Raw genomic sequence first — 15,812 nt, 5'->3', positions numbered from 1 at the left:
AGCTGGGCACAACGGATGCAGGCCCGCTGCGCGGGGGGTGCGGGCGGGCGAATCGGGCGGTGCGCCCCGTTGCCGCGGGACTCAAGTCGATTTATCGTCCCAGCACGATTCGCGAGCAAGATCACAATATGTGAAGGGGCCGCGGCCATGGTGGCGAACAAGACCGCCGGAGAGCAGCCGGCGACCGCCCGGTCCAGGGGCGCGGCCGCCGCCGGAGGTACGGCCGGCCCCGAGGGCGAGGCCGAGGGAATGGCCGGGAGGAAGAGCACGCGCGCGGGTGCCGCCGCGACCGGGCGGGCCGGGCCGGTGAAGACGGCGGCCACGAAGGTGGCGGCCACGAAGGCGTCAGCCACGAAGACGGCGACGGCGGCCGCGAAGGCGGCCGGCAAGAAGAAGGCGGTGAACGACAAGGCGGCAGGCAAAGCCGTCGACACGGCCGTGGTGAAGGAGACGGCCGCGAAGAAGACCGCTGCCAGGAAGGCAGCCGCCAGGAAGACACCGGCGGACAAGGAGCCGGTGGAGAAGGCCTCGGCGGAGAAGGTCCGGGGCACGAAGGCGGCCACGAAGAAGGCGCCGTCCAGGAAGGCGGCGTCCGAGCACGTACCGGCCGAGCAGGCGCCGGCCCGGAAGGCGGCCGTGAAGGAGGCGCCGTCCGGGAAGACACCGGCCAGCAAGGCCGTTGCCGAGAAGGTCGCGGAGGAGGGGTCGGCGGCGAAGGGGGCGGTGACGCAGGAGCCGGCGGCGAAGAAGGCCGTCGGCGAGGACGTCTCCGTGGAGACACCGGCCAGGAAGGCCGTTGCCGAGAAGGTCGCGGAGGAGGGGTCGGCGGCGAAGGGGGCGGTGGCGCAGGAGCCGGCGGCGAAGAAGGCCGTCGGCGAGGACGTCTCCGTGGAGACACCGGCCAGGAAGGCCGTTGCCGAGAAGGTCGCGGAGGAGGGGTCGGCGGCGAAGGGGGCGGTGACGCAGGAGCCGGCGGCGAAGAAAGACGCCGGTCAGGACGTCTCCTCGGAGGCGGCCGCGAAGAGCACGGCCAAGAAAGCGGGCGCGGCGCGGGCCGCGAAGCAGACGGGAGCCACGACAGTGGTTGCGAAGAAGACTCCTGGTACGGCCACGGCGGAGAGCGGCGTTCCCAAGGCACGGGCCGGCGCGGTGGAGCCCGGCGAACTGGCGGTGCGTCCCGGCGAGGACCCCTGGACCCCGGAAGAGGTGGCGGAGGCCCGCGCGGAGCTGCAGTCCGAGGAGGAGCGGCTGCGCGAGGAGATCAGCTCGTCGGAGGCGTCCCTCGTCGGCCTGATGCGGGACTCCGGGGACGGCGCGGGCGACGACCAGGCCGACACCGGCACCAAGAACATCACCCGCGAGCACGAGCTGGCGCTGGCCGCCAACGCGCGCGAGATGCTGACCCAGACCGAGCGGGCCCTGGAACGACTGGACGCGGGCACCTACGGCCTGTGCGAGAACTGCGGGAACCCCATCGGCAAGGCCCGGATGCAGGCATTCCCGCGGGCCACCCTGTGCGTGGAGTGCAAGCAGAAGCAGGAACGTCGCTCCTGAGCGTGAAGGCCCGCCGAGGCGTGCCGTAGTCTCGTCCTCAGTCAGGCACCTAGGTTGAGGGACTCACGTGGCAGAGGCGGAGCGCATCATCGGTACGCCGGACACCCCGGACGACAGTGGTGAGCAGATGGCGGCGGCCGGCGCGCCCGCCGGTTCCGGGGCGTCTCGCGAGGCCGGAGCGCCCGGCGCGGACGAGCAGCAGGCGCGGCCGCGGACCGGGCGCGGGCGCCGGATCGCCGTGCTGTTCGCGGTGGCCGCGTTCGCGTACGCCGTCGACCTGATCAGCAAGATGCTCGTGGTCGCCAGGCTGGAGGGCCGCGCGCCGATCCGGCTCGTCGGGGACCTGCTGGAGCTGCACGCCATCCGCAACCCGGGCGCCGCCTTCGGCTTCGGCGCGGCCTTCACGATCATCTTCACGCTCATCGCGGCCGCCGTGATCGTGGTGATCATCCGGCTGGCCCGCAAGCTCTACAGCTTCCCCTGGGCGATCGCGCTCGGCCTCCTGCTCGGCGGCGCGCTCGGCAACCTCACCGACCGCATCTTCCGCACCCCCGGGATCTTCGAGGGCGAGGTCGTGGACTTCATCGCGCCCAAGGGCTTCGCGGTGTTCAACCTCGCCGACTCGGCGATCGTGTGCGGCGGCATCCTGATCGTGCTGCTGTCCTTCCGCGGCCTGGACCCGGACGGCACGGTCCACAAGGACTGAGCCGGCGCCCTTAGCCGGGGGTTGTCCACAGGCCCGTTCGGGGCTGTCCGGCCCGTCCGGCATACTCGACGGGTGAGCACGATTCCCGAGATCCGTACCCTGCCCGTGCCCGACGGCCTGGAGGGCGAGCGCGTCGACGCCGCCATCTCCCGCATGTTCGGCTTCTCCCGCACGAAGGCTGCGGAGCTGGCCGCGGCCGGCAAGGTCCAGGTCGACGGCGCGGTGGTCGGCAAGTCCGAGCGGGTGCGCGGCGGCGCCTGGCTCGAGGTCGAGATGCCGCAGGCGCCCGCCCCGGTGCAGGTGGTCGCCGAGCCGGTCGAGGGCATGGAGATCGTGCACGACGACGATGACGTGGTCGTGATCGTCAAGCCGGTCGGCGTGGCCGCGCACCCGTCGCCGGGCTGGTCCGGCCCCACCGTCATCGGTGGTCTCGCGGCCGCCGGCTACCGCATCTCCACCTCGGGCGCCGCCGAGCGCCAGGGCATCGTGCACCGCCTCGACGTCGGCACCTCGGGCCTGATGGTGGTCGCCAAGTCCGAGTACGCGTACACGTCGCTCAAGCGCCAGTTCAAGGAGCGCACGGTCGACAAGCGGTACCACACCCTGGTCCAGGGCCACCCGGACCCGACGAGCGGCACGATCGACGCCCCGATCGGCCGCCACCCGAACCACGACTACAAGTGGGCGGTCACGGCCGACGGCAAGCCCTCGGTGACGCACTACGACCTCGTCGAGGCCTTCCGCGCCGCCTCCCTGCTGGACGTGAAGCTGGAGACCGGCCGCACCCACCAGATCCGCGTGCACATGGCCGCCCACCGCCACCCCTGCGTCGGCGACCTGACCTACGGTGCCGACCCGACGCTCGCCAAGCGGCTGCGCCTGACCCGCCAGTGGCTGCACGCCGTCCGGCTCGGCTTCGAGCACCCGGGGGACGGGCAGTGGGTGGAGTTCGAGAGCGACTACCCCGAGGACCTGCGGCAGGCCCTCGACCAGGTCCGCGAGGAGACGTACGCGTGAGCACGCCGTACACCGTCCGGGTCGCCGAGGACCCCGCCGACCGCGAGGCCTGCTTCGCGGTCCGCAAGGAGGTCTTCGTCGTCGAGCAGGGCGTAGCCGAGGACATCGAGTACGACGCCTACGACAGCGTCGCCGTCCATGTGCTGGCGGTCCGTGAGGACGGCGTGCCGCTCGGCACCGGGCGGCTGCTGTACGGCGAGGCGGCGGCCGCGAAGACCGGCGGGGACCCGGCGGTGGGCTCCCTCGGGCGACTCGCGGTCTCCCGGGAGGCGCGCGGACTCGGGGTCGGCGCGGCCCTGGTGCGGGCCGTCGAGGACGCGGCACACGCGCGCGGCCTCACGGCGGTGGACCTGCACGCGCAGACCCACGCCCTGGGCTTCTACGAGCGTCTCGGCTACGCGGCGTACGGCCCCGAGTTCCCGGACGCGGGCATACCGCACCGGGCGATGCGCCGCGCACTGTAGCAGCGGGCCTTCCCACCGGCCGGATGGCAGGCTTGAGGCCTGCCGTGTGATCGTCGACTCCCGGAGCGCCGGCCGTGGATCAGTTGGCTCTGTTGTTCGTACTGCTGCTCGGGGCCCTGGTGAGCGTCCCGGTGGGCGACCGGTTCGGGGTGCCGGCGCCGGTGCTGATGACCCTGCTCGGCGGGGTCCTGGCGGTCGTGGACTTCGTGCCCGACGTGGACATCCCGCCCGAGCTGATCCTGCCCGCGCTGCTGCCGCCGCTGCTCTACGCCGCCGTGCGCCGGACCTCCTGGCGGCAGTTCGCGGCCAACGTCCGCCCGATCTTCCTGCTGGCCGTCGCCCTGGTGTTCGTGACGACGGTGTCTGTGGCGTTCGTCGCCGGCGCGATCGTGCCCGGGCTGCCGATCGCCGCCGCCGTCGCCCTGGGCGCCCTGATCGCGCCGCCCGATCCGGTCGCCGCGACGAGCGTCGCCGGACAGCTCGGACTGCCGCGCCGCCTGGTGTCGATCCTGGAGGGCGAGGGGCTCTTCAACGACGTCACCGCCATCGTGCTCTACCACGTGGCGATCGCCGCGGCCGTGAGCGGTACGTTCTCGCCCTGGCGGGCCGGCCTGGACCTCGTGCTGTCCGCGGTCGTCGCGGTGGCCGTGGGGCTGGTGCTGGGCTGGGGCGCGAACCGGCTGATGGACCTGCTGGGCGACCCGACCCTCCAGATCGGCATGACCCTGCTGGTGCCGTACGCCTCCTACGTGCTCGCGGAGAGGCTGCACGGCTCCGGCGTGCTCGCCGTGCTCACCACCGCCCTCTTCCTGGCCGAGTACGCCACCGACGCCGACGACGTGATGACCCGGCTCGCCGGGCACACCTTCTGGGACATCATCGACACCCTCGTCACCGGCGTCGCCTTCGGGCTGATCGGCCTGGAGCTGCACAACGCCATCCGCACGGCCCAGGGGCGGTGGGGCGAGATGCTGGGGTGGGCGGCCACCGTCGTGGGCGTGGTCGTCGTCGTACGGCTGGTGTGGCTGCTGCCCGCCACCTGGCTGACCAAGCGGCTGCACGCCCGCCGGGACTACGACGAGGAGATCCCGGTCAGCTGGCGGGAGACCGTCGTGATGTGGTGGTCCGGGATGCGCGGGGTGGCGTCCGTGGCGCTGGCGCTGGCGGTTCCGCTGAAGACCGAGGACGGGGCGCCGTTCCCCGACCGGGACGAGATCATCTTCATCGCCTTCGGGGTGATCGTCGCCACTCTCGTGCTGCAGGGGCTGACGCTGCCGTGGCTGGTGAGGCGGCTCGGGGTGCGGGCCGACTCCGAGCGGGAGAAGGAATTCGAGAAGGAGCTGGCGGTGCGGGCCGCGAAGGCGGCGAAGCGCCGGCTGCGGGAGATCGAGCAGGTGGAGGACCTGCCCGAGGACCTCTCCGAGCAGATGCTGCGGCGTGCCTTCGACATCGGGTTCCGGATCAGTCCGGACGTGGGGGAGGAGGAACGGCGCGAGGCACAGCACCAGCGGGCCAGGCGGCTGAAGCGGGTGCGGCGGATCCAGGGCGAGATGCTGAGCGCCGCGCGGCACGAGGTGCTGGCGGCGCGCAGCGAGCCGGGCGCGGATCCGGAGATCGTGGACCGGGTGCTTCGTCATCTGGACGTGCGCAGCCTGCGTTGACCTCCCTTCTCAGCCGCCCGCCCGTGGTCATCCCCGGCCCGTGCGCGGGAAGTCGTACGCCTTGCGGAGCGTGGAGCGGTCGGGGGACGGCACCTGGTAGGGCGGGAGCACCGCGTCCGAGGTGTTGACCCGCGGGAGCGCGTAGGGGTGCTCCGCCGACAGCCAGGCGATCATCTCCTCGCGGACCGTGACCCGCACCGTCCAGATGTCGTCGGCGTCCTTCGCGGTCACCAGGGCGCGCACCTGGATGCTGTTCGGGGTCGTGTCCGTCACCTGCAGCCCGCAGGCGCGGCCGTCCCAGGCCGGGCACTGGCGCAGGATGTCGCGCAGCTTCTCCCGCATCGCCTCGACGGGCGCGCTGTGGTCGAGGTACCAGAAGACGATGCCGGTCATCTGCGGGGTGCCGCGGGACCAGTTCTCGAACGGCTTGGAGGTGAAGTACGACACCGGCATGGTGATCCGGCGCTCGTCCCAGGTCCGTACCGTCAGGAACGTCAGGGTGATCTCCTCGACCGTGCCCCACTCGCCGTCCACGACGACCGTGTCTCCGATGCGCACCATGTCACCGAAAGCGATCTGCAGGCCCGCGAACATGTTCGACAGCGTCGACTGGGCGGCGACACCGGCCACGATGCCCAGGATGCCGGCGGACGCCAGCAGCGAGGCACCGGCGGCGCGCATCGCCGGGAAGGTGAGCAGCATCGAGGCGATGGCCACGACGATGACGACCGCGGACACCACCCGCATGATCAGCTCCACCTGCGTACGCACCCGGCGGACGCGGGCCGCGTCCCGGTGGGCGCGCGCGTAGCGGCTGTAGGAGGTCTCGACGACCGCCGCGGCGATCCGGATCACCAGCCAGGCGGCGGAGCCGATCAGCACCAGGGTCAGGGTCCGGCCGATGCCGACCTGGTGCCGTTCGAGCAGCTTCGCCTGGTCGTACGAGCCTCTGAGCATGGCGGCGCACAGGACGAGCTGGTAGGGGATGCGGCCGCGCCGCAGCAGTTCCCACAGCGGGGTGTCGGGGTTGCGTTCGTCGGCCTTGCGCAGCAGCCGGTCGGTGGCCCACCCGATGGCCAGCGTGAGCAGCACCGTGCTGCCGAGCACGATCAGGGGGCGGAGTACGTTCTCCATGCCTGGGCGCCTAACCCGGCTCGGGGGCCGATGAACATGTGTGTTCTCGGCTCGCCTGGGTACAGCGGCGCCGTCCCTGTCGTACCCGGCTGGCACCATGGCCTCATGAACATCATGCTCTTTCACTCGACCTACGGGCTCAGGCCCGCGGTGCGCGAGGCCGCGGACCGGCTGCGCGCGGCGGGCCACGAGGTGTGGACGCCGGACCTCTTCGAGGGGCGCACGTTCGACACCGCCGAGGAGGGCATGGCGTACAAGGAGGAGCTGGGCAAGGAGGAGCTGCTCAAGCGGGCCGTGCTGGCGGCGGCCCCCTACTCGGACCGGGGGCTGGTGTACGCCGGGTTCTCGCTCGGCGCCTCCGTCGCCCAGACCCTCGCCCTCGGCGACGACAAGGCGCGCGGGCTGCTGCTTCTGCACGGCACCTCGGACATCGCGCCGAGCGCGCAGGCGGACGAGTTGCCGGTGCAGCTGCACGTGGCCGAGCCGGACCCGTTCGAGACGGACGACTGGCTGAGCGCCTGGTATCTGCAGATGGGCCGGACGGGCGCCGACGTGGAGGTCTACCGCTACCCCGGGGCCGGGCACCTCTACACCGACCCCGAGCTGCCGGACTACGACGCGGAGGCCGCCGAGGCCACCTGGCGGGTGGCACTCGGCTTCCTCGACAGCCTGTAGCGGGCGGTCACACCGGGTCGTAGGTCCGCTCGACCTTCTGCGTGCCGCTGCGCGTGCGGTACGAACGCACCCAGTCGGACGTGGCGTCGGCGTCGGTGCGGTCGGACAGGACGTAGTAGTCCATCTGCGCGCGGTCGGCGGTGATGTCCAGCACGCCGTAGCCGTGCCGGTCGGTGTCCACCCAGTGGACGTGCCGGTTGGCGGCCTTGATGACCGGTGCGGCGACCGCCGAGACCGTGCCCTCGGGGACCTTCACGATGTCGTCGAGGTTGTCGGACGTCACCGAGGTGATCACGAACTCGGTGGCCGCCGAGGCGGACAGCGGGTAGGTCCCGGCGTCGACCGGCACGTCGTTGGCCCACGACATGTGGATGTCACCGGTGAGGAAGACGGTGTTGCCGATCGCGTTCGAGCGCAGGTGGCCCAGCAGCTCGCGGCGGTCGTCGGTGTAGCCGTCCCACTGGTCGGTGTTGGCGGCGATGCCCTCCTGCGGCAGTCCGAGCAGCTTGGCGAGCGGCTTGAACAGGTCGGCGGAGAGGGAGCCGAAGGAGAACGGCGAGATCATCACCGAGTTGCCGACCAGCCGCCACTTGGTGTCGGAGGCCGCCAGGCCCGCCTTCAGCCAGTCGAGTTGGGCCCGGCCGGTGAGCGTGCGGTCCGGGTCGTCCACCGAGCCGCTGGCCGTGGCGGCCTGCTGGGAGCGGAAGGAGCGCAGGTCCAGCAGGGACAGATCGGCGAGCTTGCCGAACCGCAGCCGCCGGTAGGTGGTGCCGGCGACCGCCGGACGGACCGGCATCCACTCGAAGTAGGCCTGCTTCGCGGCCGCCTGACGGGACGCCCAGCTGCCCTCGGCGCCCTCGGTGTGGTTGACCGCGCCGCCCGACCAGGCGTTGTCGGCGAACTCGTGGTCGTCCCAGATCGCGATGACCGGCGCCTTCAGGTGCAGGGCCTGCAGGTCGGGGTCCGTCTTGTACTTGGCGTGCCGGATCCGGTAGTCGGCGAGCGTGAGGATCTCGTTCGCCGGGGCGTGCGGGCGTACCACCTTGCCGCGGGCCGCGTACTCGCCGGACTTGTACTCGTAGATGTAGTCGCCGAGATGCAGCCAGGCGTCGAGGTCGCTGCGCGCCGCGAGGTGCCGGTAGGCCGAGAAGTAGCCGGCCTCCCAGTTGGCGCAGGAGACCACGCCGAAGCGCAGGCCGGACACGGCCGCGTCCGCCGCCGGCGCGGTGCGGGTGCGCGCCGCCGGGGAGTCGGTGCCGCCGGCCGAGAAACGGAACCAGTAGTCGGTGGCCGGCTGCAGACCGCGGATGTCCGCCTTCACGGTGTGGTCGGAGGCGGCCGTCGCGGTGGTGGAGCCCTTGGCGACGATGCTGGTGAACGCCTTGTCCCTGGCGACGATCCAGCTCACCTCGGTGTCCGGGCCGAGCCCCGAGCCGGGTATCGCCTCCGGGACGGGGGTCACCCGGGTCCACAGCAGGATGCCGTCGGGCAGCGGGTCACCGGAGGCGACGCCGTGCAGGAAGGCGGGGGCGTCCGTGGCGGCGCGGGCCGGCAGGGCGGCGGCCAGCGGGCCGGCCAGGACAGCGGTCGCCGCCGCGGCCTTGACGACCGTACGGCGGCGGGGCGAGGAGGAGTTGAGGCGCTGGGATGCCTCGGATGATCTGTATCGACTGGTCACGACCGATCAGGTTACTGATCGGTATGCGCGAGAGCGGGCGAACTCCGAAAGTTCGCCCGCTCTTCACGCGGAGGGCGGTTTCCGACGGCCCGTCGGGTGCGGTCAGCCCTTGAGGGCCGCGCCCACCACCCTGTTGAAGTCGGCCACGGTCAGCAGCGGGGTGCCCTGGTTGTCGGCGGTGAGCTTCTTGCCGTCCATGACGAAGCCCGGAGTGCCGGTGACGCCGTCCTTGTTGTCGTCGAACGTCTTCGACATGGCCATCGCCCAGGCGTCGTAGGTGCCGTTCTTCACCGCGTTCTGGAACTTCGTGTCGTTCTTCAGCGCGGGGACGGTGGCGGCGACCTCGAGCAGGTAGTCGTCGCTCTTGAACTTGTCGTCCGACTCCTGCGGGTGGTACTTCGTGGAGTACAGGGCGCTCTTGTACTCGAGGAAGGCCTCGGGGGAGACGTTCAGCGCGGCGCCGAGAGCGCTCAGCGCGTTCTTGGAGCCCTCGCCGCTGGTCCCGTCGAGGAACGTGGCACCGACGAACTGGACCTTGAACTTGCCGTCGTCGATGTCCTTCTTCACGGTCGAGCCGACCGTCTGCTCGAACTGGGCGCAGACCGGGCAGCGCGGGTCCTCGTAGATCTTGAGGGTCTTCTTCGCGCTGTCCTTGCCGATGACGACCGTGGTGCCCTTCGTGCCCGTGGTGTTGGCCGGGGCGGTCACCTTGGCGTCCTTCAGCCCTTCCCAGTAGCCGGGCTTGGTGGCCTGGACGACGGCGTAGCCGATGCCGCCGGCCGCGGCCAGCACGCCCACGACCGAGGCGGCCACGATGATCTGCCGCCTGGCCTTGTCGCGCTTGGCCTGCCGTTCGCGCTCCTGGCGCAGCCGCTCCCGGGCCGCCGTCTTCGCCGCCTGGGTGTTCCGCTTGCTCATATTGGTGATCTCCATGTGGGACGCGCACAGGTCGTACGCGGGATACGTGTGGGGGACTGGTCGTGCTCAGGTGCCGTCGCCTCAGGCGAGGGCCGGTGAGCACGGCGGTCCGCGCCGTCCCAGGGAGTGCACGAGGAGCCGGTCGCGGGCGGTGGCCGGCCGCGGGGCCGGGCGCGGCAGCCGGCGGACCGGGGACAGCCGTACGCAGACGGCGGCCACGGCGAGCAGCAGCGGCCGGAAGGTGGTCGCGGCGACCGCGCGCAGCAGCTGGGTCAGGGCCCGCTCGCCCCGCCGCAGACAGGCGGCCGCGAGGAGCCCCACGCCGACGTGCGCGGCGAGCAGCAGCCAGGCGACGGCCGGGCCGGCGTGCGCGAGGTGGGCTCCGGAGCCGGAGCCCTCGGCACCGGTCATCCGGGCCAGCGGGGCGCCCACGGCGCCGCCCTGGCACAGCACGTCGAAGCCGAAGACGCGCAGCGGGCCGGCCACCGGGCCGCCCGCCCTGCCGTAACAGGCGTGCTGGCCGGTGGTGAACACCGTGTCCGCGGCCAGCTCCAGCGGGATCAGCAGGGCCGCGATCCGGCCGAAGCCGCGCTCGCGGCCCGCCAGCGCGTACGCGGTGACGAACACTCCGCCGGCGACCGCGGTCACGGTCGCCGGCGGCAGCGGGGCCCGGGACAGCAGTACGTGCGACGCGGTGCTGAGCGTCACGACGAAGGCCGTGAACAGCGCCGCGCGCACGGCTCTGAGCTGGGTCCCGGATATGTCCATAGCGAAAGGAGAGTGTGTCACGTAGGCGAGTAAGGGACCCCTAAAGGGTGCCTGTGAGTGCGCGAAGGTTACAGCCCCGGAATCCGGCCGTTGCGGAACAGGTCGACGAAGATCTGGTGGTCGGCGCGTGCCTGTGCGCCGTAACCGTGCGCGAAGTCCACCAGGAGCGGCGCGAAGCCCTCCTCGTCGGCGGCGAGCGCCGCGTCGATGGCCCGCTCGGTGGAGAACGGCACCAGGGACTCGCCGGACTGGTCGTCGGCCGCCGCGTGCATGGTGGCGGTGGCCCGGCCCAGGTCGGCGACGACGGCCGCGATCTCCTCCGGGTCGTCGATGTCGCCCCAGTCCAGGTCGACCGCGTACGGCGAGACCTCGGCGACCAGCTGGCCCGCGCCGTCCAGCTCGGTCCAGCCCAGCCACGGGTCGGCGTGCGCCTGCAGGGCGCGCTGGGAGATCACCGTGCGGTGGCCCTCGTGCTGGAAGTACTCCGCGATCGCGGGGTCCGTGATGTGCCGGGAGACGGCCGGGGTCTGCGCCTGCTTGATGTAGATCACGACATCGTTCTCCAGGGCGTCGCTGTGGCCCTCCAGAAGGATGTTGTACGACGGCAGGCCCGCCGAGCCGATGCCGATGCCCCGGCGGCCGACGACGTCCTTGACCCGGTAGGAGTCCGGGCGGGTCAGCGAGGAGTCCGGGAGCGTCTCCAGGTAGCCGTCGAAGGCGGCCAGCACCTTGTAGCGGGTCGCCGCGTCCAGCTCGATGGAGCCGCCGCCGGGCGCGAACCGGCGTTCGAAGTCGCGGATCTCGGTCATCGAGTCCAGCAGTCCGAAGCGGGTCAGCGAGCGGGCGTCACGCAGCGCGTCCAGCAGCGGACCCTGTGCGGTGTCCAGGGTGAAGGGCGGTACCTCGTCGCTCTTGGCACCCGTGGCCAGGGCGTGGATGCGCTCGCGGTAGGCGGCGGCGTAGACGGTCACCAGCTCGCTGATCTGCTCGTCGCCGAGGGCCTTGGCGTACCCGATGAGGGCGATGGAGGCCGAGAAGCGCTTGAGGTCCCAGGTGAAGGGGCCGACGTAGGCCTCGTCGAAGTCGTTGACGTTGAAGATCAGCCGGCCGGTGGCGTCCATGTACGTGCCGAAGTTCTCCGCGTGCAGGTCGCCGTGGATCCACACGCGCGAGGTGCGGTCGTCCAGGTACGGGCCGCCGCGCTTCGACCCGAACTCCTTGTTCGCGGTCAGGTCGTGGTAGAAGAGGGCCGCCGTGCCCCGGTAGAAGGCGAACGCCGAGGCCGCCATCTTCCGGAACTTCACCCGGAACGCGGCCGGGTCGGCGGCCAGGAGCCGGCCGAAGGCGGTGTCGAAGACGGTGAGGATCTCCTCGCCGCGCTGCTCGTCGTTGAGCTGGGGGACCGACATCGCGGGGTGCCTCCTGGTGCAGGACGGGTGGTGCGTGCATGTGCGGGAACGGGTGCGACAGCGCTTCCGCCGTCTTCAACGGGCGACGCCACGCGGGAGTGCCCGGTTCCCGCATGAAGGTACGCGGACGAGGCCCGCGAGTGTCAGTGCCGGGGCATAGACTTCGACGCTGTCCCCCAGACTGTCCGCAGTCGGTCCGCAGCCGGTCGGAAGATCGTCGACGCCTGTTTCCCTCGGAGGCCGAAACCGTGTCAAAGCCGCCCTTCACGCACCTGCACGTCCACACCCAGTACTCGCTGCTGGACGGTGCCGCGCGGCTCAAGGACATGTTCAACGCCTGCAACGAGATGGGCATGACGCACATCGCCATGTCCGACCACGGCAACCTCCACGGGGCGTACGACTTCTTCCACACCGCGAAGAAAGCCGGAATCACGCCGATCATCGGGATCGAGGCATATGTCGCCCCCGAGTCCCGGCGGAACAAGCGCAAGATCCTCTGGGGCCAGCCGCACCAGAAGCGGGACGACATCTCCGGTTCCGGTGGCTACACCCACAAGACGATGTGGGCGGTGAACAAGACCGGCCTGCACAACATCTTCCGGCTCTCCTCCGACGCCTACGCCGAGGGCTGGCTGCAGAAGTGGCCCCGGATGGACAAGGAGACCATCTCCCAGTGGTCCGAGGGCATCGTCGCCTCCACCGGCTGCCCCTCCGGCGAGGTGCAGACCCGGCTGCGCCTCGGCCACTTCGACGAGGCACTGAAGGCGGCCGCCGACTACCAGGACATCTTCGGCAAGGACAGGTACTTCCTGGAGCTGATGGACCACGGCATCGAGATCGAGCGCCGGGTCCGTGACGGCCTGCTGGAGATCGGCAAGAAGCTCGGCATCCCGCCGCTGGTCACCAACGACTCGCACTACACCTACGCGCACGAGGCCGGTGCCCACGACGCCCTGCTGTGCATCCAGACCGGCAAGAACCTCTCCGACCCGGACCGCTTCAAGTTCGACGGCACCGGCTACTACCTGAAGTCCACGGACGAGATGTACGCCATCGACTCCTCGGACGCCTGGCAGGAGGGCTGCGCCAACACGCTCCTCGTCGCCGAGATGGTCGACACCACCGGCATGTTCGAGAAGCGCGACCTCATGCCCAAGTTCGACATCCCCGAGGGCTACACCGAGGTCACCTGGTTCAAGGAGGAAGTGCGCCGCGGCATGGAGCGCCGCTTCCCCGGCGGCATCCCCGAGGACCGCCAGAAGCAGGCGGACTACGAGATGGACGTCATCATCTCGATGGGCTTCCCCGGCTACTTCCTCGTGGTCGCCGACTTCATCATGTGGGCCAAGAACAACGGCATCGCGGTCGGCCCCGGCCGAGGATCCGCGGCCGGCTCGATCGTCGCCTACGCCATGGGTATCACCGACCTCGACCCCATCCCGCACGGCCTGATCTTCGAGCGGTTCCTCAACCCCGAGCGCATCTCGATGCCCGATGTCGACATCGACTTCGACGAGCGCCGGCGCGTCGAGGTGATCCGGTACGTGACCGAGAAGTACGGCGCCGACAAGGTCGCCATGATCGGTACCTACGGCACCATCAAGGCCAAGAACGCGATCAAGGACTCCGCGCGCGTGCTGGGCTACCCGTACGCGATGGGCGACCGCATCACCAAGGCCATGCCCGCCGACGTCCTCGGCAAGGGCATCCCGCTGTCCGGCATCACCGACCCGCAGCACCCGCGCTACAGCGAGGCCGGCGAGGTCCGCGGGATGTACGAGAACGAGCCGGATGTGAAGAAGGTCATCGACACCGCGCGCGGTGTGGAGGGCCTGGTCCGGCAGATGGGCGTGCACGCGGCCGGCGTGATCATGTCCAGCGAGACCATCACCGAGCACGTCCCCGTCTGGGTGCGGCACACCGACGGCGTGACCATCACGCAGTGGGACTACCCGAGCTGCGAGTCGCTCGGCCTGCTGAAGATGGACTTCCTCGGCCTGCGCAACCTCACGATCATGGACGACGCCGTCAAGATGGTGAAGGCCAACAAGGGGATCGACATCGACCTCCTGGGCCTGCCGCTCGACGACCCCACGACCTTCGAGCTGCTCCAGCGCGGCGACACCCTCGGCGTCTTCCAGTTCGACGGCGGCCCCATGCGCTCGCTGCTGCGTCTGATGAAGCCCGACAACTTCGAGGACATCTCCGCCGTGTCGGCCCTGTACCGGCCGGGCCCGATGGGCATGAACTCCCACACGAACTACGCGCTGCGCAAGAACAAGCAGCAGGAGATCACCCCGATCCACCCCGAGCTGGAGAAGCCCCTCGAAGAGGTCCTCGCGGTCACCTACGGCCTGATCGTCTACCAGGAGCAGGTGCAGAAGGCCGCCCAGATCATCGCGGGCTACTCGCTCGGCGAGGCCGACATCCTCCGCCGCGTCATGGGCAAGAAGAAGCCCGACGAGCTGGCGAAGAACTTCACCATCTTCCAGGCCGGCGCCCGCAAGAACGGCTACAGCGACGAGGCGATCCAGGCCCTGTGGGACGTGCTGGTCCCCTTCGCCGGCTACGCGTTCAACAAGGCGCACTCGGCCGCGTACGGCCTGGTCTCGTACTGGACCGCGTACCTCAAGGCGAACTACCCCGCCGAGTACATGGCCGCGCTGCTGACCTCCGTCAAGGACGACAAGGACAAGTCGGCGATCTACCTCAACGAGTGCCGCCGCATGGGCATCAAGGTGCTCCCCCCGAACGTCAACGAGTCGGTGCACAACTTCGCCGCCCAGGGCGACGACGTGATCCTCTTCGGCCTCGAAGCCGTGCGCAACGTCGGCACCAACGTGGTCGAGTCGATCATCAAGAGCCGCAAGGCCAAGGGCAAGTACGCCTCCTTCCCCGACTACCTCGACAAGGTCGAGGCGGTCGCGTGCAACAAGCGCACCACGGAATCGCTGATCAAGGCAGGCGCCTTCGACACCATGGGGCACACCCGCAAGGGCCTCACGGCACAGTACGAGCCGATGATCGACAACGTGGTCGCGGTCAAGCGCAAGGAGGCCGAGGGGCAGTTCGACCTCTTCGGCGGCATGGGCGAGGAGACCAGCAGCGAGCCCGGCTTCGGCCTCGACGTCCAGTTCACCGACGACGAGTGGGACAAGACCTATCTGCTCGCCCAGGAGCGGGAGATGCTCGGTCTGTACGTCTCCGACCACCCGCTCTTCGGCCTGGAGCACGTGCTGTCCGACAAGGCGGACGCGGGTATCGCCCAGCTCACCGGCGGCGAGCACGCGGACGGCGCGGTCGTCACCATCGGCGGCATCATCTCCGGTCTCCAGCGCAAGATGACCAAGCAGGGCAACGCCTGGGCGATCGCCACGGTCGAGGACCTCGCCGGCTCCATCGAGTGCATGTTCTTCCCGGCGACCTACCAGCTGGTGTCGACCCAACTCGTCGAGGACGCGGTCGTGTTCGTCAAGGGCCGCCTGGACAAGCGCGAGGACGTGCCGCGGCTCGTCGCCATGGAGCTGATGGTCCCGGACCTGTCCAACGCGGGCACCAACGCGCCGGTGATCCTCACCATCCCGGCCACCAGGGTCACACCGCCCATGGTCAGCCGCCTCGGCGAGATCCTCAGCCACCACAAGGGCGACAGCGAGGTCCGGATCAAACTCCAGGGCCCGCGCAAGACCACCGTGCTGCGCCTGGACCGGCACCGGGTCAAGCCCGACCCGGCGCTCTTCGGCGACCTGAAGGTGCTGCTCGGACCGTCCTGTCTGGCGGGCTGAGTCGCAGACGCGCGAAGGGGCGCACCCCGCACGGGTGCGC

12 protein-coding genes are annotated in these 15,812 nt (G+C 70.6%); 7 read left to right on the top strand and 5 right to left on the bottom strand.

What is annotated here, in order from left to right; genetic code table 11:
* Window positions 1–147: 147 nt before the first annotated feature.
* From ACZ5CW_RS20485 to ACZ5CW_RS20465, 5 genes are all read left to right on the top strand, one after another.
* Complete coding sequence (locus tag ACZ5CW_RS20485; protein WP_468603247.1) at window positions 148–1,554, top strand: TraR/DksA family transcriptional regulator; 1,407 nt, start codon at window positions 148–150, stop codon at window positions 1,552–1,554.
* Window positions 1,555–1,621: 67 nt separating this feature from the next.
* Window positions 1,622–2,260 carry a signal peptidase II gene (gene lspA / locus ACZ5CW_RS20480; RefSeq protein ID WP_468603245.1) on the top strand — a complete coding sequence of 213 codons (639 nt, stop codon included), beginning with the start codon at window positions 1,622–1,624 and terminating at the stop codon, window positions 2,258–2,260.
* A 72-nt stretch (window positions 2,261–2,332) separates the two neighbouring features.
* On the top strand, window positions 2,333–3,277 hold the full coding sequence (locus tag ACZ5CW_RS20475) for an RluA family pseudouridine synthase (protein WP_468603243.1): 945 nt from the start codon (window positions 2,333–2,335) through the stop codon (window positions 3,275–3,277).
* Entirely contained in the window at window positions 3,274–3,741 is a 468-nt protein-coding gene (locus ACZ5CW_RS20470) for a GNAT family N-acetyltransferase (protein ID WP_468603241.1), read from the top strand. The genes ACZ5CW_RS20475 and ACZ5CW_RS20470 overlap by 4 nt, the downstream gene beginning before the upstream one ends.
* 74 nt (window positions 3,742–3,815) lie before the next feature.
* Complete coding sequence (locus tag ACZ5CW_RS20465) at window positions 3,816–5,402, top strand: Na+/H+ antiporter (RefSeq protein ID WP_468603239.1); 1,587 nt, start codon at window positions 3,816–3,818, stop codon at window positions 5,400–5,402.
* Between the two features lie 27 nt (window positions 5,403–5,429).
* Here ACZ5CW_RS20465 and ACZ5CW_RS20460 read toward each other — a convergent pair whose 3' ends face one another.
* The gene (locus ACZ5CW_RS20460; RefSeq protein ID WP_468603237.1) at window positions 5,430–6,536 is read right to left on the bottom strand and encodes a mechanosensitive ion channel family protein; all 1,107 of its coding nucleotides are present in this window, start codon (window positions 6,534–6,536) and stop codon (window positions 5,430–5,432) included.
* Window positions 6,537–6,641: 105 nt separating this feature from the next.
* Between ACZ5CW_RS20460 and ACZ5CW_RS20455 the strand changes: the two genes are divergently transcribed.
* Window positions 6,642–7,211, top strand: coding sequence for a dienelactone hydrolase family protein (locus tag ACZ5CW_RS20455; protein ID WP_468603235.1), 570 nt, complete (start codon window positions 6,642–6,644; stop codon window positions 7,209–7,211).
* Window positions 7,212–7,218: 7 nt separating this feature from the next.
* Here the strand turns inward: ACZ5CW_RS20455 and ACZ5CW_RS20450 are convergent, their stop codons facing one another.
* From ACZ5CW_RS20450 to ACZ5CW_RS20435, 4 genes are all read right to left on the bottom strand, one after another.
* Entirely contained in the window at window positions 7,219–8,889 is a 1,671-nt protein-coding gene (locus tag ACZ5CW_RS20450; protein WP_468603233.1) for an alkaline phosphatase D family protein, read from the bottom strand.
* Window positions 8,890–8,991: 102 nt separating this feature from the next.
* Entirely contained in the window at window positions 8,992–9,807 is an 816-nt protein-coding gene (locus ACZ5CW_RS20445) for a thioredoxin domain-containing protein (RefSeq protein WP_468603231.1), read from the bottom strand.
* An 81-nt stretch (window positions 9,808–9,888) separates the two neighbouring features.
* Window positions 9,889–10,575 carry a hypothetical protein gene (locus tag ACZ5CW_RS20440; protein ID WP_468603229.1) on the bottom strand — a complete coding sequence of 229 codons (687 nt, stop codon included), beginning with the start codon at window positions 10,573–10,575 and terminating at the stop codon, window positions 9,889–9,891.
* Window positions 10,576–10,643: 68 nt separating this feature from the next.
* Window positions 10,644–11,984 carry a DUF2252 domain-containing protein gene (locus tag ACZ5CW_RS20435; protein WP_468603227.1) on the bottom strand — a complete coding sequence of 447 codons (1,341 nt, stop codon included), beginning with the start codon at window positions 11,982–11,984 and terminating at the stop codon, window positions 10,644–10,646.
* 248 nt (window positions 11,985–12,232) lie between these two features.
* On the opposite strand from ACZ5CW_RS20435, the gene dnaE reads away from it, so the two are divergent.
* A complete protein-coding gene (gene dnaE, locus ACZ5CW_RS20430; RefSeq protein WP_468603225.1) occupies window positions 12,233–15,772 on the top strand; it encodes a DNA polymerase III subunit alpha in 3,540 nt (1,179 codons plus the stop codon).
* Window positions 15,773–15,812 lie beyond the last annotated feature (40 nt).

This window comes from Streptomyces sp. NPDC031379 (assembly GCF_055569615.1).
The sequence above is the reverse complement of the archived record's forward strand: the minus strand, read 5'-3'. Positions and strand labels throughout refer to the sequence as shown.

Bases quoted from the DNA above. Each gene is read 5' to 3' on its own strand.
- ACZ5CW_RS20485 (WP_468603247.1), top strand. From the start codon at position 148: ATGGTGGCGAACAAGACCGCCGGAGAGCAGCCGGCGACCGCCCGGTCC.
- ACZ5CW_RS20460 (WP_468603237.1), bottom strand. From the start codon at position 6,536: ATGGAGAACGTACTCCGCCCCCTGATCGTGCTCGGCAGCACGGTGCTG.
- ACZ5CW_RS20455 (WP_468603235.1), top strand. From the start codon at position 6,642: ATGAACATCATGCTCTTTCACTCGACCTACGGGCTCAGGCCCGCGGTG.
- ACZ5CW_RS20445 (WP_468603231.1), bottom strand. From the start codon at position 9,807: ATGAGCAAGCGGAACACCCAGGCGGCGAAGACGGCGGCCCGGGAGCGG.
- ACZ5CW_RS20440 (WP_468603229.1), bottom strand. From the start codon at position 10,575: ATGGACATATCCGGGACCCAGCTCAGAGCCGTGCGCGCGGCGCTGTTC.
- ACZ5CW_RS20435 (WP_468603227.1), bottom strand. From the start codon at position 11,984: ATGTCGGTCCCCCAGCTCAACGACGAGCAGCGCGGCGAGGAGATCCTC.